This is a genomic window from Streptomyces sp. BR1, assembly GCF_052373795.1.
GTDB lineage: Bacteria > Actinomycetota > Actinomycetes > Streptomycetales > Streptomycetaceae > Streptomyces.
This window is the reverse complement of the sequence record NZ_CM126252.1, coordinates 5,405,354-5,425,834: the sequence shown is the minus strand read 5'-3', so window position 1 is coordinate 5,425,834 and position 20,481 is coordinate 5,405,354. Positions and strand designations below refer to the sequence as shown.

The 20,481-nt window shown below is 71.0% G+C and carries 20 protein-coding genes; 9 read left to right on the top strand and 11 right to left on the bottom strand.

What is annotated here, in order from left to right:
* Positions 1-42: 42 nt before the first annotated feature.
* From ACT1U9_RS23650 to ACT1U9_RS23635, 4 genes are read left to right on the top strand one after another with little or no spacing between them, the layout of a single operon-like run.
* Positions 43-801 carry an enoyl-CoA hydratase family protein gene (locus ACT1U9_RS23650; RefSeq protein WP_444534671.1) on the top strand — a complete coding sequence of 253 codons (759 nt, stop codon included), beginning with the start codon at positions 43-45 and terminating at the stop codon, positions 799-801.
* Positions 798-1,646: a CoA transferase subunit A gene (locus tag ACT1U9_RS23645; protein WP_444534670.1), complete on the top strand. Its 849-nt coding sequence runs from the start codon at positions 798-800 to the stop codon at positions 1,644-1,646. Before ACT1U9_RS23650 ends, ACT1U9_RS23645 begins: the two co-directional genes overlap by 4 nt.
* Complete coding sequence (locus tag ACT1U9_RS23640; RefSeq protein WP_444534669.1) at positions 1,643-2,365, top strand: CoA-transferase subunit beta; 723 nt, start codon at positions 1,643-1,645, stop codon at positions 2,363-2,365. The genes ACT1U9_RS23645 and ACT1U9_RS23640 overlap by 4 nt, the downstream gene beginning before the upstream one ends.
* Complete coding sequence (locus tag ACT1U9_RS23635) at positions 2,365-3,423, top strand: NAD(P)H-dependent flavin oxidoreductase (protein ID WP_444534668.1); 1,059 nt, start codon at positions 2,365-2,367, stop codon at positions 3,421-3,423. Before ACT1U9_RS23640 ends, ACT1U9_RS23635 begins: the two co-directional genes overlap by 1 nt.
* Before the next feature lie 264 nt (positions 3,424-3,687).
* Here the strand turns inward: ACT1U9_RS23635 and ACT1U9_RS23630 are convergent, their stop codons facing one another.
* The 5 genes from ACT1U9_RS23630 to ACT1U9_RS23610 all read right to left on the bottom strand — a co-directional run bounded on the left by ACT1U9_RS23630 (position 3,688) and on the right by ACT1U9_RS23610 (position 8,377).
* On the bottom strand, positions 3,688-5,262 hold the full coding sequence (locus tag ACT1U9_RS23630; protein WP_444534667.1) for a DEAD/DEAH box helicase: 1,575 nt from the start codon (positions 5,260-5,262) through the stop codon (positions 3,688-3,690).
* A gap of 96 nt (positions 5,263-5,358) precedes the next feature.
* On the bottom strand, positions 5,359-5,562 hold the full coding sequence (locus ACT1U9_RS23625; RefSeq protein WP_030794464.1) for a cold-shock protein: 204 nt from the start codon (positions 5,560-5,562) through the stop codon (positions 5,359-5,361).
* A 193-nt stretch (positions 5,563-5,755) separates the two neighbouring features.
* Positions 5,756-6,913 (bottom strand): acetyl-CoA C-acetyltransferase, encoded by a 1,158-nt coding sequence (locus ACT1U9_RS23620; protein ID WP_444534666.1) that lies wholly within the window; start codon positions 6,911-6,913, stop codon positions 5,756-5,758.
* Positions 6,914-6,939: 26 nt separating this feature from the next.
* Complete coding sequence (locus ACT1U9_RS23615; RefSeq protein WP_444534665.1) at positions 6,940-7,551, bottom strand: TetR/AcrR family transcriptional regulator; 612 nt, start codon at positions 7,549-7,551, stop codon at positions 6,940-6,942.
* A 25-nt stretch (positions 7,552-7,576) separates the two neighbouring features.
* The gene (locus ACT1U9_RS23610; RefSeq protein WP_444534664.1) at positions 7,577-8,377 is read right to left on the bottom strand and encodes an SDR family oxidoreductase; all 801 of its coding nucleotides are present in this window, start codon (positions 8,375-8,377) and stop codon (positions 7,577-7,579) included.
* Positions 8,378-8,445: 68 nt separating this feature from the next.
* On the opposite strand from ACT1U9_RS23610, the gene ACT1U9_RS23605 reads away from it, so the two are divergent.
* Both ACT1U9_RS23605 and ACT1U9_RS23600 read left to right on the top strand, forming a co-directional pair.
* Entirely contained in the window at positions 8,446-9,591 is a 1,146-nt protein-coding gene (locus tag ACT1U9_RS23605) for an acyl-CoA dehydrogenase family protein (RefSeq protein ID WP_444534663.1), read from the top strand.
* Positions 9,591-10,586, top strand: coding sequence for an acyl-CoA dehydrogenase family protein (locus ACT1U9_RS23600; protein ID WP_444534662.1), 996 nt, complete (start codon positions 9,591-9,593; stop codon positions 10,584-10,586). Before ACT1U9_RS23605 ends, ACT1U9_RS23600 begins: the two co-directional genes overlap by 1 nt.
* A 291-nt stretch (positions 10,587-10,877) precedes the next feature.
* Here the strand turns inward: ACT1U9_RS23600 and ACT1U9_RS23595 are convergent, their stop codons facing one another.
* The 6 genes from ACT1U9_RS23595 to ACT1U9_RS23570 form a co-directional block, all read right to left on the bottom strand.
* A complete protein-coding gene (locus ACT1U9_RS23595; protein ID WP_444534661.1) occupies positions 10,878-11,387 on the bottom strand; it encodes a pyridoxamine 5'-phosphate oxidase family protein in 510 nt (169 codons plus the stop codon).
* Between the two features lie 35 nt (positions 11,388-11,422).
* The gene (locus tag ACT1U9_RS23590) at positions 11,423-12,142 is read right to left on the bottom strand and encodes a vWA domain-containing protein (protein WP_444534660.1); all 720 of its coding nucleotides are present in this window, start codon (positions 12,140-12,142) and stop codon (positions 11,423-11,425) included.
* 107 nt (positions 12,143-12,249) lie between these two features.
* A complete protein-coding gene (locus ACT1U9_RS23585; protein ID WP_444534659.1) occupies positions 12,250-13,347 on the bottom strand; it encodes a hypothetical protein in 1,098 nt (365 codons plus the stop codon).
* 14 nt (positions 13,348-13,361) lie between these two features.
* Positions 13,362-13,580: a hypothetical protein gene (locus tag ACT1U9_RS23580; RefSeq protein ID WP_444534658.1), complete on the bottom strand. Its 219-nt coding sequence runs from the start codon at positions 13,578-13,580 to the stop codon at positions 13,362-13,364.
* A gap of 75 nt (positions 13,581-13,655) precedes the next feature.
* The gene (locus tag ACT1U9_RS23575; RefSeq protein ID WP_444534657.1) at positions 13,656-14,732 is read right to left on the bottom strand and encodes a glycoside hydrolase family 113; all 1,077 of its coding nucleotides are present in this window, start codon (positions 14,730-14,732) and stop codon (positions 13,656-13,658) included.
* On the bottom strand, positions 14,729-16,552 hold the full coding sequence (locus tag ACT1U9_RS23570; protein WP_444534656.1) for a DUF2334 domain-containing protein: 1,824 nt from the start codon (positions 16,550-16,552) through the stop codon (positions 14,729-14,731). Before ACT1U9_RS23570 ends, ACT1U9_RS23575 begins: the two co-directional genes overlap by 4 nt.
* 504 nt (positions 16,553-17,056) lie before the next feature.
* Here ACT1U9_RS23570 and ACT1U9_RS23565 point away from each other — a divergent pair.
* The 3 genes from ACT1U9_RS23565 (at position 17,057) to ACT1U9_RS23555 (ending at position 20,269) form a co-directional block, all read left to right on the top strand.
* Positions 17,057-18,301, top strand: coding sequence for a glycosyltransferase family 2 protein (locus ACT1U9_RS23565; protein WP_444534655.1), 1,245 nt, complete (start codon positions 17,057-17,059; stop codon positions 18,299-18,301).
* 103 nt (positions 18,302-18,404) lie between these two features.
* Positions 18,405-19,565 carry a non-hydrolyzing UDP-N-acetylglucosamine 2-epimerase gene (wecB, locus tag ACT1U9_RS23560; RefSeq protein WP_444534654.1) on the top strand — a complete coding sequence of 387 codons (1,161 nt, stop codon included), beginning with the start codon at positions 18,405-18,407 and terminating at the stop codon, positions 19,563-19,565.
* Positions 19,562-20,269 carry a calcium-binding protein gene (locus ACT1U9_RS23555; RefSeq protein ID WP_444534653.1) on the top strand — a complete coding sequence of 236 codons (708 nt, stop codon included), beginning with the start codon at positions 19,562-19,564 and terminating at the stop codon, positions 20,267-20,269. Before wecB ends, ACT1U9_RS23555 begins: the two co-directional genes overlap by 4 nt.
* The last annotated feature ends 212 nt before the right edge of the window (positions 20,270-20,481 follow it).

Genomic DNA, 20,481 nt, shown 5'->3' with positions numbered 1-20,481 from the left:
CCTACCTAACAAATGTTTGGTGGAAAGGTAGCTGATCCGCTCATGGGTGTCTCCACCACCGCCCCCGAAAAGGGGATTTCCGTCGTCACGGTCGACTTCCCGCCCGTCAACGCGCTGCCGGTGAAGGGCTGGTACGAACTGGCCGACGCCGTACGCGCCGCCGGGCGCGACCCCGGCGTCCGCTGTGTCGTCCTGGCCGCCGAGGGGCGCGGCTTCAACGCCGGGGTCGACATCAAGGAGCTGCGCCGCGACCGGGGCCACAGCGCGCTCATCGGCGCCAACCGGGGCTGCTACGAGGCGTTCTCGGCGGTGTACGAGTGCGAGGTGCCGGTCGTCGCGGCGGTGCAGGGGTACTGCCTCGGCGGCGGCATCGGCCTGGTCGGCAACGCGGACGCGGTGGTCGCCTCGGAGGACGCCACGTTCGGACTGCCCGAGCTGGACCGGGGCGCGCTCGGCGCCGCGACCCATCTCGCCCGGCTCGTCCCCCAGCATCTGATGCGCGCGCTCTACTACACCTCGCGGACGGTCACGGCCCGGGAGCTGCACGCGCACGGCTCGGTCTGGAGGGTCGTCGAGCGCACCGACCTCCCCTCCGCAGCCCTGGAGTTGGCGCGGGAGATCGCCCGCAAGGACGGCACGCTCATCCGGCTGGCGAAGGCCGCCATCAACGGCATCGACCCCGTCGACGTACACCGCAGCTACCGCTACGAGCAGGGCTTCACCTTCGAGGCCAACCTCAGCGGGATCGCGGACCGGCTCCGCGCCGACTTCGGCGGCGGGGAAGGAGCGGATCAGGCATGACCGACAAGACCATGACGCCCGACGAGGTGGCGGCACGGCTGCGCAGCGGCATGACCGTCGGCATCGGCGGCTGGGGCTCGCGCCGCAAGCCGATGGCGCTGGTCAGAGCGATCCTGCGGTCTTCCATCACCGACCTGACCGTCGTCTCGTACGGCGGTCCGGACGTCGGGCTGCTCGCCGCCGCCGGACGCGTCCGCAAGCTGGTCGCCCCCTTCGCGACCCTCGACTCGATCCCCCTCGAACCGCACTTCCGCGCGGCGCGCGAGGCGGGCGCGTTCGAGCTGATGGAGATCGACGAGGCGATGTTCATGTGGGGGCTGCACGCGGCCGCCAACCGGCTGCCGTTCCTGCCCGTACGGGCAGGGCTCGGCTCGGACGTCATGCGGGTCAACCCCACGCTGCGCACGGTCACTTCACCGTACGAGGACGGCGAGACGTTCGTCGCGATGCCCGCGCTGCGCCTGGACGCGGCCCTGGTCCATCTGAACCGCGCGGACCGCCTGGGCAACGCGCAGTACCTGGGCCCGGACCCGTACTTCGACGACCTGTTCTGCGAGGCGGCGGAGGCGGCGTACGTCTCCTGCGAGCGTCTGGTGGACGCGGGCGGCTTCGCGGACGCGGTCCCCCAGACCCTCCTGGTCGGGCGCCACTCGGTCACAGGTGTGGTGGAGGCGCCCCACGGGGCGCACTTCACGTCCTGCGCGCCGGACTACGAGCGGGACGAGCCGTTCCAGAAGCTGTACGCGACGACGCCGTGGGCGGAGTTCGCGGCGCGGTTCCTGTCGGGGCCGGACGAGAAGAGCTATCAGTCGGCCGTCCAGGCCTGGCACGAGGAGGTCCGGTGATCACCCGCGCCGAGTACTGCGTGATCGCGTGCGCCGAGGCCTGGCGGGGCGACGGCGAGGTGCTGGCCAGCCCGATGGGCCTGATCCCGTCGCTGGGCGCGCGTCTCGCCCGGCGCACCTTCGCCCCGGACCTGCTGCTCACGGACGGCGAGGCGACGCTGGTGGGGGCGGACGGGGCGGCGGAGGGCTGGCTCCCGTACCGCCGTCATCTGACCATGGTCACCGGCGGCCGCCGGCACGTGATGATGGGCGCGAGCCAGATCGACCGCTTCGGCAACCAGAACATCTCCTGCATCGGCGACTGGGCGACCCCGACGCGCCAGCTGCTGGGGGTGCGCGGAGCTCCGGTCAACACCCTGAACAACCCGGTGAGTTACTGGATCCCCAGGCACTCACCCCGGGTGTTCGTCCCGGCGGTCGACATGGTGTGCGGCGTGGGCTACGACCGCGCGGCCGCCGCCGGGGCGCGCTACCACCGCATTCCCCGGGTCGTGAGCGACCTGGGCGTCTTCGACTTCGCGACGCCGGACCGCTCGATGCGGCTGGCGTCGCTGCATCCGGGGGTGACGGTGGAGGAGGTGCGGTCGGCGACGGGCTTCGAGTTGGTGGTCGACGCCGAAGTCCCGTACACGCGTGATCCGACTCCCGAGGAGCTGCACTGCATACGAGAGGTGATCGACCCGTCGGGGCATCGTGAGCGAGAGGTCCGGTCCGCCTGATGGAGACGGCGTTGACGGCGCTCGTCGGGGTGCGGCACCCGATCGTGCAGACAGGCATGGGCTGGGTGGCCGGGCCCCGGCTGGTGACCGCCACGGCCGAGGCGGGGGCGCTGGGGATCCTGGCCTCGGCGACGATGACCACGGACGCGCTGCGGGCGGCGGTACGGGAGGTCAAGTCCCGTACGGACGCGCCGTTCGGGGTCAATCTGCGGGCGGACGCGGGGGATGCGCGGGAGCGGGTGCGGATCATCGTGGAGGAGGGGGTACGGGTGGCGTCCTTCGCCCTCGCCCCCTCGCGCGAGCTGATCGCCGAGCTCAAGGACGCGGGGGTGGTGGTCGTGCCGTCCGTCGGGGCGCGGCGGCACGCCGAGAAGGTCGCGGCGTGGGGCGCGGACGCGGTGATCGTGCAGGGCGGGGAGGGCGGCGGCCACACCGGCGAGGTGGCGACGACGGTCCTGCTGCCGCAGGTGGTGGACGCGGTGGACATCCCGGTGATCGCGGCCGGCGGCTTCTGCGACGGGCGCGGTCTGGTGGCGGCGCTGGCGTACGGGGCGGCGGGGGTCGCGATGGGCACGCGTTTCCTGCTGACCTCCGACTCTCCGGTGCCGGACGCGGTGAAGGCGCGGTATCTGGCGGCGGGGGTGGGGGATGTGACGGTGACGCGTGCGGTGGACGGCCTGCCGCACCGCATGCTCCGCACGGAGTTCGTGGCCTCGCTGGAACGGGCGGGGCGCGTACGGGCGTTGACCCGCTCCGTTCGCCACGCGTCGGCGTTCCGCCGCATCTCCGGGCTGACCTGGCCCCAAATGCTCCGCGACGGCCTCGCCCTGCGCCACGGCAAGGACTTGACGTGGAGTCAGGTGCTGCTGGCTGCGAATGTCCCGATGCTGCTGAAGGCGTCGATGGTGGACGGCCGTCCGGAGTCCGGCGTGATGGCGTCGGGCCAGGTGGCGGGGGTGATCTCGGATCTGCCTAGCGTGGAGGAGCTGGTGGGGCGGGTGATGGGGGAAGCGACGTCGATCCTGACGGATTTGCTCCCCACCCCGCCCCTTCCCTGAACCCTCCGGGGGTGGGTGGGGGTGAAGGTGGCCTCCCGGGGGCTGCGCCCCCGGACCCCCTTTGTCTGCGGATCGTGCTGGGTTGCTCGCGCCCACGCGGCGGAGCCGCACATGTCACAGCCCCGCGCCCCTTGATGGGCCCTTCGGGCCCTCCTTAGGGGCGCGGGGAACTGCGCGACAAGCCCCCACCGGCCCGCAGCCGACGAACTCGGCTGCCCGCCAAGGGCTTTCGAGAAGGGGCGGGGTGGGGAAAAGGCCCCGGCGTTACGCCGTCGCGCTGCGACGACCCCCGCCGCCCTGCGGACGGCCGCCACGCCTGGGCGCACCGCCCTGGCCCGCGCGGCCGCCGGCCTGGGTGCGGGCACCACCGGTGCCATTGGACGTGCGGGCACCACCGGTACCGCCCGACGTGCGCGCACCACCCGTGCCGCCCGACGTCCGGGCGCCGGAGGTGCGGGAGCCGCCCGAGCGGGAGCCGCGGCTGCGGGTGCGGCCCGTCGACGGGGTCGGCTGGGGCGGGACCTCGATGACGACCGGGACGCCGGACGGCTCGCGCGCGCCCGTCACACGTACCAGTTCCTCGTCGCTCGACTTGACCGCCGCCGTCTGCGGACGGATCCCCGCGAAGGACATGAGGCGGGACATCTCGCGCTTCTGCTCCGGCAGGACCAGGGTGACGACGCTGCCCGACTCGCCCGCGCGGGCCGTGCGGCCGCCTCGGTGCAGGTAGTCCTTGTGGTCCGTCGGCGGGTCGACGTTGACCACGAGGTCGAGGTCGTCGACGTGGATGCCGCGCGCCGCGACGTTCGTCGCGATCAGCGCGGTGACCTGGCCGTTCTTGAACTGCTCAAGCGTGCGGTTGCGCTGCGGCTGGGAGCGGCCGCCGTGCAGGCCCGCCGCGCGTACACCGCTCGCGAGCAGCCGCTTGACCAGCCGGTCCACCGAACGCTTGGTGTCCAGGAACATGATCACCCGGCCGTCGCGCGCCGCGATGCGCGCGGTGACGGCCTTCTTGTCGGTCTCGTCCTGGATGTAGAGGACGTGGTGTTCCATCGTCGTGACCGCGCCCGCCGACGGGTCCACGGAGTGGACGACCGGGTCGGTGAGGAACATCCGCACCAGGCGGTCGATGTTCTTGTCCAGGGTCGCCGAGAACAGCATCCGCTGGCCGCCCGGCTCGACCTGCTTCAGCAGCGCCGTGACCTGCGGCATGAAGCCCATGTCGGCCATCTGGTCGGCCTCGTCGAGCACCGTCGTACGCACCTGGCCGAGCACGCAGTCGCCGCGCTCTATGAGGTCCTTGAGGCGGCCGGGCGTGGCCACGAGCACCTCGGCGCCGCGTCGCAGCGCGTTGGCCTGCTTGGTGAGGGAGAGACCGCCGACGACGGTGGTCAGACGCAGGTTGACGGCGGTGGCGTACGGCGTGAGCGCGTCGGTGACCTGCTGCGCGAGCTCGCGCGTCGGCACGAGCACCAGCGCCAGCGGCGCCTTCGGCTCGGCGCGGTGTCCGGCCGTACGGGCCAGGAGGGCGAGTCCGAAGGCGAGCGTCTTGCCCGAGCCGGTGCGGCCCCGGCCCAGGATGTCGCGGCCCGCCAGCGAGTTCGGCAGGGTGGCGGCCTGGATCGGGAAGGGCTCGGTGACCCCCTGTGCCGCGAGCGTCTTGAGCAGCGCCGCGGGCATGTCGAGGTCCGCGAAGGCGGCCACGGCGGGCAGCGCGGGCGTGACGGTCTCCGGCAGCGTGAATTCACCCTGCGGCTGTACGGTCCGGCCGCGCGCGGGCTTCGCGGCGGGCTTGCTGGAGCTGGAGCTGGGGCGCTTGCGGGAGGTCATGCGCGTCATACGGAGGGTGCCTTCCGGGGCCGGGGGACGGACAGCACGCAAGCCGGGACCCGCACCTGCGCGGTGCGGGTCCCGGCTAGCGGAATTCGCCGAAGATCAGGCGGGGATGATGTTCTCCGCCTGCAGGCCCTTCTGGCCCTGCGTGACCTCGAAGGAGACCTTCTGGCCCTCAAGGAGCTCACGGAAGCCGGAGGAGGCGATGTTCGAGTAGTGGGCGAAGACGTCCGGGCCGCCGCCGTCCTGCTCGATGAAGCCGAAGCCCTTTTCCGAGTTGAACCACTTCACGGTGCCAGTAGCCATGTCATTCTCCTGAATAGGTAGGGGCCCCATCCGGAGAAAGCCGGAAAAGAATTAATGCGCCTGAAGGAACATTCCCGTCAGGCGCACATAAAGTCTATGGGTACCAAAACTGCAACGGGGAAAACTTTACCACACCGCTCCGCCCTGGCCAGGGCAGGCGGTGTGGGCCGCGCCACTCCCCGGCCGGGGCGGCCTACAGCCGCTCGATGATCGTCACGTTCGCCTGTCCGCCGCCCTCGCACATCGTCTGGAGGCCGTACCGGCCGCCGGTGCGCTCCAGCTCGTGCAGCAGGGTCGTCATCAGCTTGACCCCGGTGGCGCCCAGCGGGTGGCCGAGCGCGATGGCCCCGCCGTTGACGTTGACCTTCGCCGGGTCGGCGCCGGTCTCCTTCAGCCAGGCGAGCACCACCGGCGCGAACGCCTCGTTGATCTCGACCAGGTCGATCGCGTCGATCGTCAGACCCGTCTTCTTCAGGGCGTACGCGGTCGCCGGTATCGGGGCCGAGAGCATCCGGATGGGGTCCTCGCCACGTACGGAGAGGTGGTGGATGCGGGCGCGCGGGGTCAGCCCGTGCTCCCGTACCGCCCGCTCGCTCGCGAGCAGCAGCGCGGCCGCGCCGTCCGAGACCTGGGAGGAGCAGGCGGCCGTGATCGTCCCGCCGTCGACGACCGGCTTGAGCGCCGCCATCTTCTCCAGGTCCGTATCGCGGCGCGGGCCCTCGTCCACGGATACGCCTCCGTATGGCACGGTCTCGCGCGCGAAGCGGCCCTCGTCGATCGCGCGGAGCGCCCGCCGGTGCGAGCCGAGCGCGAATTCCTCCTGGTCGCGGCGGCTGATCCGCCACTTGTGCGCGATCAGCTCGGCGCCGTGGAACTGGTCGACCGGCTGCCTCCCGTACCGCGCCCGCCAGCCCTCGGAGCCCGCGAACGGGCCCTCGGTCAGGCCCAGCGGCACCGCCGCCTGCCGGGACGCGTAGGCGATCGGGATCATCGACATGTTCTGGACGCCGCCCGCGACCACCAGGTCCTGGGTGCCGGAGAGGACCGCCTGGGCGGCGAAGTGCACGGCCTGCTGGGAGGAGCCGCACTGGCGGTCGACGGTGACGCCCGGCACCTCCTGCGGCAGCCCGGCCGCCAGCCACGCCGTCCGCGCAATGTCCCCGGCCTGCGGCCCGACCGCGTCGAGGCAGCCGAAGACGACATCCTCGACGGCGGCCGGATCGATTCCGGAACGCCGCACGAGCGCGGTGAGCACATGCGCCCCCAGATCCGCCGGATGGACGGCCGAGAGCCCGCCCTCGCGCCGCCCGACGGGCGTACGCACCGCTTCGACGATATAGGCCTCGGACATCCCAACTCCCTTGAGCAATAGGTGAGTTATTCGCGTACGGCGATTCCGTCCAGCACCATCGACAGATACTGGCGGGCGATTTCCTCCGGGCTGTGCTGACCGCCCGGCCGGTACCAGGACGCGGCCACCCACACCGTGTCCCGTACGAACCGATAAGTGAGCCGGACGTCCAGGTCCGCCCGGAACGCCTTCGTCTCGACCCCGCGCTCCAGCGTCCCCAGCCACGCCTGCTCGAATTTGCGCTGCGAGTCGGCGAGGTAGCCGAAGCGGGGCTGGACAGCGAGGTGGCGGGACTCCTTCTGGTAGATCGCGACGGCCGCCCGATGCCGGTCGATCTCCCGGAACGACTCGGTGACCAGGGCTTCGATGGTCTCCCGGGGCCCGAGCCCGGCGGCGAGCACCGCGTCGTACCCCTCCCAGAGCTCGGTCAGGAAGGTGGAGAGGATCTCGTCGAGCATCGATTCCTTGGAATCGAAGTGGTAGTAGAGGCTGCCCGCGAGCATGCCGGCCTCGTCCGCGATCCGGCGGACGGTGGTGGCGTTGTAGCCCTGGGCCGCGAACACCTCGGCCGCGGTCGCGAGGAGTTCCCCGCGCCGCTCGGGCGAGGCGGTCACCTGCTGCTTCTTGTTCTTCGGCACGGGTCCATTGTGGTCCTGGGCGGCGCTACGAATGCTGGCTGCTGACCGAGACGACTTCCCCCGTCATGTACGAGGAGTAATCGCCGGCCAGGAAGACGATGACGTTCGCCACCTCCCACGGCTCGGCGTACCGCCCGAACGCCTCCCTGGCGGTCAGCTCCGCCAGGAGTTCGGCGGTGGTGACCTTCGCGAGGTGGGGGTGCATGGCGAGCGACGGCGAGACCGCGTTGACCCGTACTCCGTACGCGGCCGCTTCGATCGCCGCACAGCGGGTGAGCGCCATGACGCCCGCCTTGGCGGCGGCGTAGTGGGCCTGCCCGGCCTGGGCGCGCCAGCCGACGACGGACGCGTTGTTGACGATCACGCCGCCGTGGCCGGAGTCGCGGAACGCGCGCAGGGCCGCCCTGGTGCACCGGAAGGTGCCGTTGAGGGTGACGTCGAGGACGCGGTCCCACTGCTCGTCGCTCATGTCCACGAGCTCCGCAGTGCCGCCCAGGCCCGCGTTGTTGACGACGATGTCGAGGCGGCCGTGCAGCCGTACGGCCTCGTCGAACAGGGCGCGTACCTGCGTCTCGTCGGTGACATCGCAGGTCAGCGAGGCGACGACATCCGCGCCGAACTCTCCCGCGAGGGCCTCCTCGGTCTCCTTGAGGCGGCGGGCGTGCGCGTCGCCGAGCAGTACCCGCGCGCCCTCCTCCAGGAATCTGCGGGCGGTCGCGCCGCCGATCCCGGCCCCGGCGGCGGCGGTGACCACGGCGCTGCGGCCGTCGAGGAGGCCGTGCCCGGGTACGTACGGAACCTGGTTCCGAACCTTGTTGTCGGTCACGACGGCAGGCTAACCTACCAAACACTTGTTAGGGAACCCGGTCGTTCGGCGGAGGGGCGAGGCACTTCATGGACCTGGACCACACCGCCGAGGAGGACGCCTTCCGCGCCGAGGCGCGGGAGTGGCTCGCCGCGCACGTTCCGGCCGAGCCGCTGCCGTCACTGGAGACCGAGGAGGGCTTCGCGGCGCACCGGGTGTGGGAGGCCGAGCTGTACGCCGACCGCTGGTCGGTCGTCTCGTGGCCCGAGCAATACGGGGGCCGGGGCGTCGACATCTTCGGGTGGCTGGCGTTCGAGGAGGAGTACTACGCGGCGGGCGCGCCCGGCCGGGTCGGCCAGAACGGCATCAATCTGCTCGCGCCGACGCTGTTCGACCACGGGACGCCCGAGCAGCGCGCGCGGGTGCTGCCGGACATGGCGAGCGGCGCGGTGGTCTGGGCGCAGGCCTGGTCGGAGCCGGAGGCCGGGTCCGACCTGGCGTCACTGCGGTCGCGGGCGGTGCGGACGGACGGGGGCTGGCTGCTGTCGGGGCAGAAGACCTGGTCGTCGCGGGCCGCGTTCGCCGACCGCGCGTTCGGGATCTTCCGTACCGACCCGGCGGCGCCCCGGCCCCACCATGGCCTGACGTATCTGATGGTGGACCTCTCCGCCCCCGGCGTGACGGTCCGCCCGATCTCCCGTCTCGACGGCAAGCCCGCCTTCGCGGAGCTGTTCCTGGACGAGGTGTTCGTGCCGGACGAGGACGTGATCGGGGAGCCCGGCGACGGCTGGCGCATCGCCATGTCGACCACGGGCAACGAACGCGGTCTCATGCTCCGCTCCCCCGGCCGCTTTCTGGCCGCCGCCGACCGGCTCGTACGGCTGTGGCGGGCGCACGGCTCGGATCCGGGCGTACGGGACCGGGTGGCGGACGCGCTCATCGGCGCCCGCGCCTACCAGCTCTTCACCCACGCCAACGCGTCCCGTTTCGCGGCGGGCGAGCGGATCGGCGCGGAGGCCAGCCTCAACAAGCTGTTCTGGTCGGAGTACGACATCGCGCTGCATGAGACGGCGCTTGAACTGCTGGGTGAGGATGGGGAGTTGGCGGAGGACGGGGGCGGGTGGGCCGAGGGGTATGTGTTCGCGCTGGCGGGGCCGATTTACGCCGGGACGAACGAGATCCAGCGGGACATCGTCGCCGAGCGGCTGCTGGGCCTTCCGAAGGGGCGCCGGTGATGAGGTTCCTGCTGACCTCCGAGCAGCGCGAGTTCGCCCGGTCGCTGGATGCGATGCTGGCGGCTTCGGATACTCCGGCGATCGTACGTGCGTGGTCCGCCGGGGACCACGGGCCGGGGCGTGCACTGTGGGCACGACTGGCCGACGCGGGGGTGTTCGGGCTGGCAGCGCCGTCGCTGTACGACGGGGTCGGCCCGCTTCCGGTGGAACTGGTCGTCGCGTACGTGGAGTTGGGGCGGCATGCCGTGCCCGGGCCTTTGGTGGAGACGGTGGGGGCGGCCGCGCTGCTGGCTCGCCTTGCCGAGCTGGGTGACGCGGGGCCTGCCGAGCGGCTGTTGCCGGGGCTTGTCTCGGGGAAGGTGATGGGCACGGTTTCCCTGCCGGGGGGTGGGGCGTATGTGGTGGATGCGGATGCGGCGGGGGTGGTGTTGGTGGCCGACGCGGGCGTTCCTGAGCTGCGGGTCGCGCCGGGGCACGGGCCCGTTCGGGCGTCCGCCGATCCGGCTCGGCGGCTCGCACGGCCTTTGCCCGGTGGTGAACTCCTCGCCTCCGGGCCTCGGTTGGCGGATGCCGTTCGGCACGCCGTGTTGTGGGGTCGGCTCGCGGCTGCCGCGCAGGCGGTGGGGGTGGCGGAGGAGTTGTTGCGGCGTACGGTCGCGTACGTGAAGGCGCGGACGCAGTTCGGGGTGCCGATCGGATCCTTCCAGGCGGTGAAGCATCGGCTTGCGGACACGCTCGTGGCCGTCGAGTTCGCGCGGCCGCTGCTCTATGGGGCGGCGGTTACTCTCTCCCCCGCTGATGTCGCGGCCGCGAAGGTGGCGGCGGGGTCTGCGGTGTACTTGGCCGCCCGTTCCGCGCTTCAGCTCCACGGTGCCGTGGGGTACACCGAGGAGCTCGACCTGTCGCTGTGGTTGCGTAAGGCTCGGCCGTTGCGGGATGCGTGGGGGTCTGGTGGGGCATGCCGAGCCGACGTGCTGGCGCACCACGTGCGATGAGTGCGCTTTCGCCTGCGGGCCGTGCGTGGCTGGTCGCGCAGTTCCCCGCGCCCCTTAATGGGCCGCCTCTCAGGTGCGGACCATGCGTGGTTCTCGCGCAGTTCCCCGCGCCCCTAAAGGGGCGCGGCACCTGGCGTTCAAGCAGCGTGGCGCCTCGCTTCCAGGGGCGCGGGGAACTGCGCGACAAGCCCAGCACGGTCCGCAGACGACCGATGGCCCGATAAGGGGCGCGGGGAACTGCGCGACCAGCCATCGACGGCCCGCAGACAAAGACCCGCACCCCGCGGAGCGCTACGCGTCCTCCCGAGGCGGCTCCGTGCCGCCTCCTCGGCGGATCGTGCGCAGTGCCGCGCCCGGGCGCCAAGCGCGCAGTACCACCTCCTCGTTCTCGATGCTCGTGTGGACCACCTCCGTCAGTTCCGCGCGGAACAGGAGGAACGGCTCCGGGGGTTTGACCGCTTCCACGAAGCGGGCCAGCGCGGCCGGGTCGGTGATCTCGATGGCCCGGCCGCTGACGCGGACGTCCCCGTCGGCCATCTCCGCGTCCGGGCCCGGGTTCGCCTGGACCGCGAAGCGGGGGTCGCGGCGCAGGTCGAGGGCCTTGCGGGAGTTCGGCATCATGCCGAGCCACAGTTCGCCGGAGCGGATCTCGACCTCCAGGCCGGTGACCCGGGGACTGCCGTCGGCCCGCAGCGTGGCGAGGACATGATGCTTGTACAGGCGGAAGCGCGTACGTACGGTCTCGGCGAAAAGCGGCTCGGCCGCCTCGAACTCGGCCCAGCTCGATGTCTGTGATCCCATGCCTCCAGCTAAGCGCACACCACTGACAACGACGGCTAGTCGACGATTCCGCGCGCCCGTGCCGCCCGTAGCCACTGCGGGAACTCGCCCACGAGCCGGTCGTAGAGCTCCGCGTCGCCCACCCGGCGCGGATCGGCGCCCGCGTGGAAGAACCCCGCGTTGTCGACGGGTCGCCGCTCCGGCACCGCCAGCTCGTCCAGCCTGCGCAGGAACGCGAACTGGCTGCTGTCCGGGTCGCCGAAGCCGATGAACTGCCAGAACATCGGCAGCTGCGCCGCCTTGCAGACGTACCGCTCGGCCGCGAGCTTGCTGGTCGGGCCGCCGTCGGTCTGGAAGATCACGAGCGCGGGCGCGGTGGCACCGCTGTCCACGTAGTGGTCTATGACCGCGTCCATCGCCACGTGGTAGTTGGTGCGCCCCATGTGGCCGAGGTCCGCCACGATGCACTCGATCCGCCCGTGGTGGTTCTCCAGCGCGATCTCGCCCTGGGCGTCGATGTCCGTGGAGAAGAGGAAGACGGGCACGCGGCCGTCGTCGTCCAGGTGCGCGGAGAGGCCGAGCACCCGGTCGGCGAGGGCCTGCACGGTGCCGTTCTTGTAGTACGGGCGCATCGAGCCCGAGTGGTCGAGCACCAGGTAGACCGCCGCCTCCTCCCCGGCGAGGCCGTGCTTCTCCAGCGAGACGGCGGCCGTCTTGTACAGCGAGACGAGCGCGGGCGCACGCTCGGTCACCTTGTGAAGGGAAAGGGCGGCCATGACGCACGCCTCCGTTTCGCGAACCCGGGACCGGACCGCCGGACCAGTCGGATCATCGCCCGGCGAAACAGTGAGCCTAGCCCCGGGCTGCGGCCCTGTCGGACCGCCTACCCCGCCCTGTCCTGGAACGCCGGCAACATAAAGATCCGCTCCTTCGCCCCGTCGTCCATCAACTCCACCAGCGGCAGCACCAGTTCCCACAGGTCCCGTTTGTCCACCTCTCGGGCCAGCGCGTCCAGGTCCGCGTCGGGCAGCCCGCCCGCCGCGTCCGCCACCGTCTTGCGGGACTCCTCGGGGAGGAGGTCGAACAGGGGGAGGAACTCCGGCCAGAGTGCGGTCGCCACCACCGCCGGGACCACTCCTGCCAGTACCTCGGGGTCGCGCAGTGCGGGCAGGACCGCGACCGTCCTGCGGTCCTCGTCCGACAGTACCGCCACCACCGGCAGCAGCGACTCCCACAGATCCTGCTCGGCCACCGTCCGTACGAGACCGTCCAGTTGGGCCGGTGGCCTGCGCGCGGCGAGGGTCGCTATTCGGGTGCGCTGCTCGCCCGTGACCGCCGACGCGATCGCCAGCGCCTGCGGCCACAGTCCGTCCGCCGCCGACGCCACGACCTTCTCCAGGCGGTCGTCTCCCATCAACTCGATGATGTGCGGGAGGCGTTCGGGTGCGTCCATCGCGTAACCCGTCCTCAGCACCACTTCGTCGCTCACCTGCGGCAGGACCCGTATCAGTACGGAATCGCGCAGATGGCCCACGAAACGGCCCATCGTGAGGTGGTCGCCGCGTTCCGCCAGGGCCACCGAGACGCGGACCAGCAGGCCCTCGTCCAGGTTCGCGACGATCCCGGCGATGCGGCGCGGGTCCAGGTGCGCGCAGGACTCGGCCGTGAAGGCGACGGGCAGCTTGTCGATGATGTCGGCGGCGCGGGACGGTTCCAGCCTGCCCGCGACGGCCGCGGCCAGACGCGGTCCGAGCGCCTTCTGCGAGATGGCCGCGGCGACCCCGGCCGGCACGAGTTTGGTGGCCCGGGCGATCCGGTCGAGCATCTCGGGCGCGTTGTCGTAGAGCGCGGCGACGGTCTGCTCGCGCAGCCGCCGTACGTCCTCGGCGGGGAGCTGCGCCAGGAACGCGAACTCGCCCGGGTCCCGGCCGAGCAGGCGCGCGATCTTCTCGGTCTCGGCGCGGGTCGACAGCTTGTCCATGGGCTCTCCCCCGCTCACTTGAAGAGGATGCGGCGGACGGGGCCCCGGGCGAGGGCGGGGACGAGTTTCAGTGCTTCCTCGGCCGCCTCGCCGAGACCGGCCGCCCGGGCCTCCCGCTCGGCCCTCAAGGCGTCGGCCAGAACCGTGACTTGATCGTCCGCCAGCCCCCGCACACCCTCCGGCGGCGGCGCCCCCAGCTCCGTACCCAGTCGTGACAGCGCTTCCGTGCTCACGGAACCTCCCGGTGACTTCGCGCGGTGACTTCGAGCGGCAGCGGCCCGGTCCCGAGAGTGGAGGGTGTTTGACTTTTAGTCAATAGTCTTGGTCCACCGCTCCCTCAGCACCTGCTCGGCCGGCTTGCCGTGCGGGGTGTAGGCGAGCTTGGCCGGGGTCTCGCCGCTGTCCGGCCAGTCGTCCCACATCCACCAGCACACCCCGGCCCACCAGTCGCGGCCCGCGAACGTGTCGAGCAACGCCCGGTAGGCGGCGGCCTGTTCGTCCGTGCCCTCCTTCTTGCTGACCGTCCAGGAGTACGGGGCCGTGGCGGTGCCGCGCTGGCTGGTGTAGCCCGCCTCGGTGAAGAGGATCTTGCGGTGCTGACGGCCCGAGAACGCGGCCAGCTCCCCCACGATCGGCTGCCAGGCGCGGCTCAGCGCCGCCGCGTCCGTGGTCGCCTTGGAGGCGAGCGGCCAGTACGCGTCGATGCCGATCACGTCGAGCTCCTGCCAGAACGGGATCTTGGCGTACTCGTCGTAGTTGGCCGCGTAGGTGAGGGGTTGTTCGTAGTGGGAGCGCACTGCGGTGATCACCTTGCGCCAAGGGTCCAAGTCACCTGATACGCCCGCCAGTTCCGTGCCCACCGAGAAGCGCTCGATGCCCGCGTCCTGCGCGAGGGTCGCGTAGTGGGTGATGAACTTCTCGTACGAGGCGAACCAGGCCGTCCGGTCGGTGGGGCGGATCTCCGCCCTGTCCGTGCCGTCCACCAGGTCGACATGCGGCTTGAGCATGACCTTGAGCCCGGCCTTGTGCGCCAGGTCCGTGATGTGGCGCAGGCTCGCGTCGCTCGCGGTCTCCTCGGTGGGACGCTGCTCGGAGTCCTTGGTGGTCCGCTGGTACCAAGTTGGCGTGAAAACGACCCAGCGCGCGCCGGTGCTCGCGATGTCCCGCAGATACGCCGGGGCGCGCGGACTGCCGTAGTCCTCCGTCGACCAGGACGGCAGGGTCATCCCGCGTACCCGCCCGTCGTCGCCGCCGGACCCGCTCGGGTTCGGACCGGACCGGCTGGGGCCCGTGTCCGAACCGCCGCCGTCGCCCGAGCAGCCCGAGAGCACCAGAGCGGCGGCCGCGGCGAGAGCCGCGACCGCCTTCTTCCCGGTCCTGATCACAGCGCCGCGGGGCTGACGAAGGTGTAACCGAGGGCCTTGATGCCGTCGATCGTGTCCTTCAGCGGCTGGAGCGGATAGTAGGGGTGGTAGAAGAAGCTCGCGAAGCCGTCCCGGACCGCGAGGTTCGCCTTGGCCGACGCGATGAGGTCCGCGGGGAGCCGCGGCGGATGGTTGTTGAGTGCCACGGGTTCATAGTTCCCCAGGTTCTCGGGAAGCACCTTCGTCCCGTACACATCGTTGACGACGTACGGGAAGAACTGGCCGATGAACCGGTTCGGGTCCGCCGTACCACCGCTCAGTGTCCCGGCGAAGTACAGCGAACGTTCCAGCCGCGCCGAGTAGTTCTGGCCGAAAACGCGGTAGTCGGCGGCCGATGCGGCGTAGTGCGGCGTGGTCCACAGCTGGGGGCGCGGAAGTCCGGCCGCCGCGAACGCGGCGAGCCCCGCGGTGACCCGGGACTGCGCCCAGGCGGTGGAGTCCTCGGCCACCGGGCCGTCGTACACGACGTTGTTCGCCGAGTCGATGTGCGCCCGGTAGAACTCGAAGTCGTCGCCCGTCACCCCGGTGTACGGGTTGTCGACGTTGCTGTACTGGTGCGTGTAGCCGTGCTCCTGGAGCACCGCGCCGTGCGACAGCATGTACTTCAGCGCCGAGACCACCTGCGGCTTCTGCGCCAGCGTCTCGGTCTGCGGGGTGCCGCCGTTGTAGACGCCGTTGGGGTCGGTGTAGACCGGGATGACGTTGATGCCGTACGGGATGTGCTGCGAGTAGAGGTAGTCCGCCATCGACCGCAGCTGGGTGGGGTCGGAGTCGGGGCTGATGTCCTCCAGGCGCATCATCGCCCGGTGCTGGGTGGCGGTGCCCGGGGCGAGGGCGTCGAAGAGCATGTCCTCGAAGGCGATCACGCGGTCGCTCTCGGAGACGTAGCTGAACGGGATTTCCCCCACATAGGTGAGGTTCGCCGAGCGCACGGCCCATGGGAAGGTCGCCCCGCTCGCCGAGTCCAGCGCGGTGGCGACCGTGGTGACCGGCGGATATCCGGCTCCGGTGAGGACGTTCGGGCGCAGGATGCCGCCGTCCTGGCCGGCCGGGATCTTCCGGGTCAGGGCCTGGCCGCCGTAGGTGACCTGGGTGACGTTGCCGATGGAGCCGGTGGAGTCCGCGAAGTAGGACGTGGTCGGGTCCCAGCCGTACTTCTGGGTGAACTGCGGTACGCCGACGGCGTTCCCCATGTTCCAGATGTTGTCCCCGACCCAGGTCACCGGCTTGGTGCTGGCCTGAACGTCCTGGTAGAAGGCGGCCGGCACGGCGTCCGGCAGATCGCCGCCGTAGTACGTGGAGCCGAGGTAGACCGCCGCCGTGTACTGGCCGAGCATGCCCGAGGTGTACTGCTGGACGGGCTTGGCGGTGACGGTGCCGAAGTGGCCGCTGAGGTTCGCGGCCGCCATCGCGTACAGCTCACCGAGGTAACCGTAGGGGCCCGTGGTGTCGTAGAGCACCAGGGTGGACGTGGAACTGGGCGCCTGGGCGAGGAGATTGCTGACGGTCGAGGTCACCGTGCCCAGGAGCCCGGTCACCGGGGAGAGCGGGCCGCGCGGCGCCGCGCGGCGTGCCCGGTCCTTGGCGAGCTGGGTCTGTGCCCAGCCGGTGAGACTTGCCTTGTTGAGGCTCGCGAGCGGTGCGAGGCTCGGCGCGCCGGGCGGCGGCGGAGCGGACGCGGCGGAGGCCGCGATCGCGGTGCCGAGCAGGGCGGCGATCAGCAGGAACACCACGGAGAGCGGGCGTCGGCCCCGACGGCGCCCTTGGGACGTTCTTCTCAAGGATTTCATGTTTTCTTTCCCCCCTCTTGCCACTTGCCATTCAATGGCAGACCGCGAGCCCAGGCCGGAATCCTTGGCCAGGGATCTTGGTCGAATGAGACCCACGATTCTTCAGCCCGGCTGTAAAGGCTGTCAATAGAGTCCGGGTCATTCACAGCTTTATGTGACACGCTCCAACGCGCTCCTATGAAGTTCCCGCTTCGCCCCTCGCGCCCACAGTTGGATCTGCTACGTTCGCCACCGCATGCGGAGACGTGTGCGGGAAAATGGGGGGGAACCCATGTATGGAAAGCCTGCCCTGGGCACAGTGCTGCCTTTAGCGGGCATGGCAGCGGCACCAGAGGCGATACCCGGCCTACCTTTGGCCAAAGCTCTGCAGGCCATCGCGGGCGCGGGCTTCGTTCTCTACTGCCTCACCGCCTGCATCCTCATATCGATCAGAATTCGAATGCGTCGGCGCATCACGAGGAAAGCGCTACCGCACCCCGGCGACCAGGGGCAGATATGATCGTTGACCTGCTCCTGTGGTCGAGCATTTCCATCATCCTGATGGCGGGCTGCTACAACACCGGTCTCTTTCTTCTCTCCAGGCGCAGGGCGCCCCGCCGGAAAGGGCCGCGCAAAGAACGGCTCTACATATTCCTCCTCGCCTGTCTCAACGAAGAGCGGGTGCTGGCGGAGAGCCTGGCACGGATCACCGAACTCCCGGCCGGGAATTTCCTGGCCCTGGTCATCGACGACGCCTCGGACGACCGTACGTCCGAGATCGCGCTCGCCGCGGGCGACCGGGTCCGGCTGCACCGGCGCGAACTGCCCGACGCACGCCGCGGCAAAGGCGCCGCGCTCAACGACGGCGTGCGCTACCTGACCGAGTCCGGCCTCCTGGCGGGGCACGACCCGGACGACGTCATCCTCTGTGTCGTCGACGCGGACGGCCGGCTGGACGCCCATGTGGTCCAGTCCGTCGACCCGTTCTTCGACGACCCCCGCACGGGCGCCACCCAGATCTGCGTACGGATGTACAACCGAGGCAAGGGGCTCCTGGCCCGGCTCCAGGACATGGAGTTCGTCGTCTACGGCGATGTCTTCCAGAGCGCGCGGCGCTTCATCGGAAGCGTCGGCATGGGCGGCAACGGCCAGTTCATGCGGCTCTCCGCGCTCAACACCCTTGGCCCCGGCGGCCCCTGGAGCGACAGCCTCACCGAGGACCTGGACCTCGGGGTGCGGCTGATCGCGAAGGGGTGGAACACCCAGCACTGCACCTCGGCCTCGGTCTCCCAGCAGGCCGTGCTCGACGTCAGGCGCCTGGTCCGGCAGCGATCCCGCTGGTTCCAGGGCCACTTGCAGTCCGCCGGACTCGTCCCGCTCATCCTGCGGGAGGTCCCGACCAACCGGGCCGCGCTCGATCTGCTCTACCACCTCTCCAGCCCGGTGCTCATCCTGCTCACCTCGCTGCTGCCGCTCTCCTTCCTGGTGGCCGTCGGCGGCACCGTCCTCGCCTCCGTCGAGACGGGCCGGGCGCTGGTCTCACCGATGTGGCTGCTCGGCCCGTATCTGCTCTCCTTCACGGCCGCGTACGCGTACGGACTCGTGTACGCGAAACGCGAGCGCGAGCTCGGCATCGTGCGATCGGTGCTGATCGCCCATGTCTTCGTCGTCTACGGCTACATCTGGTTCGCCGCGGGCTGGATGGGGCTGTGGCGGATGGTGACCGGCAAGCGCACCTGGCTCAAGACCGCCCGTACGTGAAGTAGCGGTCTGCCCCGACCGGCGGCGGGGGCCGCCGCTCCGCGCCCCCGCACGCCCTCTTCTTCCTCTCAGCTCCTGTCCGACCATGTCCTAGGGGGGACTTGTGTCCACATTTGAGTCCAACGCGCCCGTTCGCGCCATGCTCGTCCTCGGCACCCGGCCCGAGGCGATCAAACTGGCGCCGCTCGCACGGGCGTTGGAGAGCGACCCGCAGTTCGAGCCGGTCGTGGTGACCACCGGCCAGCACCGCGAGATGCTCCACCAGATGCTCGATCTGCTCCGCGTCGAGGTCGGCTTCACGCTCGACGTGATGCGCACCCGTCAGCAGCTCTCGGATCTGACGGCCCGTCTGGTGAAAGGTCTCGGCACTCTGCTGCGGGCGCAACGGCCCGATGTCGTCGTGGTGCAGGGGGACACGACGACCGCGCTCGCGGGTGCGCTCTGCGCGTTCTACGAACGGATCCCCGTCGCCCATGTCGAGGCCGGGCTGCGCACGGGCGTCGCGGACAACCCCTTCCCCGAGGAGTTGAACCGCTGCCTGATCGGGCGCATGGCCCGCTGGCACTTCGCCCCCACCGAACGCGCCGCGAACCACCTCGCCGCCGAGGGCATCGCGGCCGAGCAGATCCTCACCACCGGCAACACCGTCGTCGACAACCTCCAGTGGGTGCTGGCCGAAGGGCTCGGCAGCTGCGCCTTCCGCACCTCCCGCCGACGCGTCCTCGTCACCCTGCACCGCCGGGAGAACCAGGGCGAACGGATGCGCGGCATGGGCCGGGCGCTGTGCCGGCTCGCGGAGCGCGGCGACGTGGAGATCGTGCTGCCGCTGCACAAGAGCCCGGCGGTCCGGGACGCGCTGCTGCCACTGGCCCGCCAGGAGGGCATCAACCTGGTGGAGCCGCTGGACTACCCGGACTTCACGGCCACGCTCGCGGGCTGCGACCTGGTCCTGACCGACTCCGGCGGCATCCAGGAGGAGGCCCCCAGCCTCGGCAAGCCCGCCCTCGTCCTGCGCACCACGACCGAGCGCCCGGAGGCCGTGGAGGCCGGGGCCGCCCGGCTCGTGGGCACCGACCCGGACGCCATCGTGGCCGCCACGGCCGCGCTCCTTGACGACCCGGACACGTACGAGCGGATGGCGAGCGCGGGCAACCCGTTCGGCGACGGCCGGGCGACCGAGCGGATCCTCACCCAGCTCGCCGAGGACTTCGCCGCCGATGTCCCGGCCATCTCCGCGGAACCGGGTCCATACTCGACGGCATGACGACAGCTCCGCGTCTTCGGCGCCCGGTGATGCCGGGCGAACCCGGGAGCCGGCGGCGCAGAGCCCTCGCCCTGGCACTGGCCGCCGCGCTGCTCGCGGCCGGTGCCTTCGGGCTCAGCCAGTGCGCCGGCGGCAACGGCTCCGGGCAGCAGGAACCGTGGGCCGACGGCACCGCGCACGGCCAGTGGCAGTCCGTCTTCAACGGCCACGGCGTCAACTCCGGTCACGACAAGGGTCTCCAGCTCGCCCCGGAGCAGGCCACCGACCCCGGTACGACGCACGCGGGCCTGGTGGTGAGCCTGGCCTCGTACGGCGATGTCCGTTACGAGGCCAGGATGCGCACGGTGAAACAGCTGCGCACCCCGGCGCCCAACAGCTGGGAAGTGGCCTGGCTGGTCTGGGGGTACACCGACCCGGAGCACTTCTACTACATCACTCTGAAGCCCAACGGCTGGGAACTGGGCAAGCGCGACCCCGCCTACCCCGGCGGCCAGCGCTTCCTGGCAACGGGCCAACAGCCGTTCCCGGTCGGCAAGTGGTACTCGGTGGCGGTGGCCCAGCACGGCGCCCGCCTCCAGGTAGCGGTGAACACGGCGGGCCTGGCGGACTTCACCGACATAGAACGCCCGTATCTGCGGGGGGCGGTGGGGGCGTACACGGAGGACGCCCGAGTGGAATTCAGCGAGTTGAAGGCAACGGGCTGAGGTGAAGCGCCCTTCAGGGGCGCGGGGAACGGCGCGACCAGCCCAGCACGGTCCGCAGACAAAAGACGGCCCATCAAGGGGCGCGGGGAACGGCGCGACCAGCCACCCACGGTCCGCAGCCGAATACCGCAAACCCCGCGGAGCGTGCCGCGGCGCCCACCCAGGCGTCCGGTCGGGGACAGTGGGGCAGGCGCCGCGCTACGGGGGTCGAG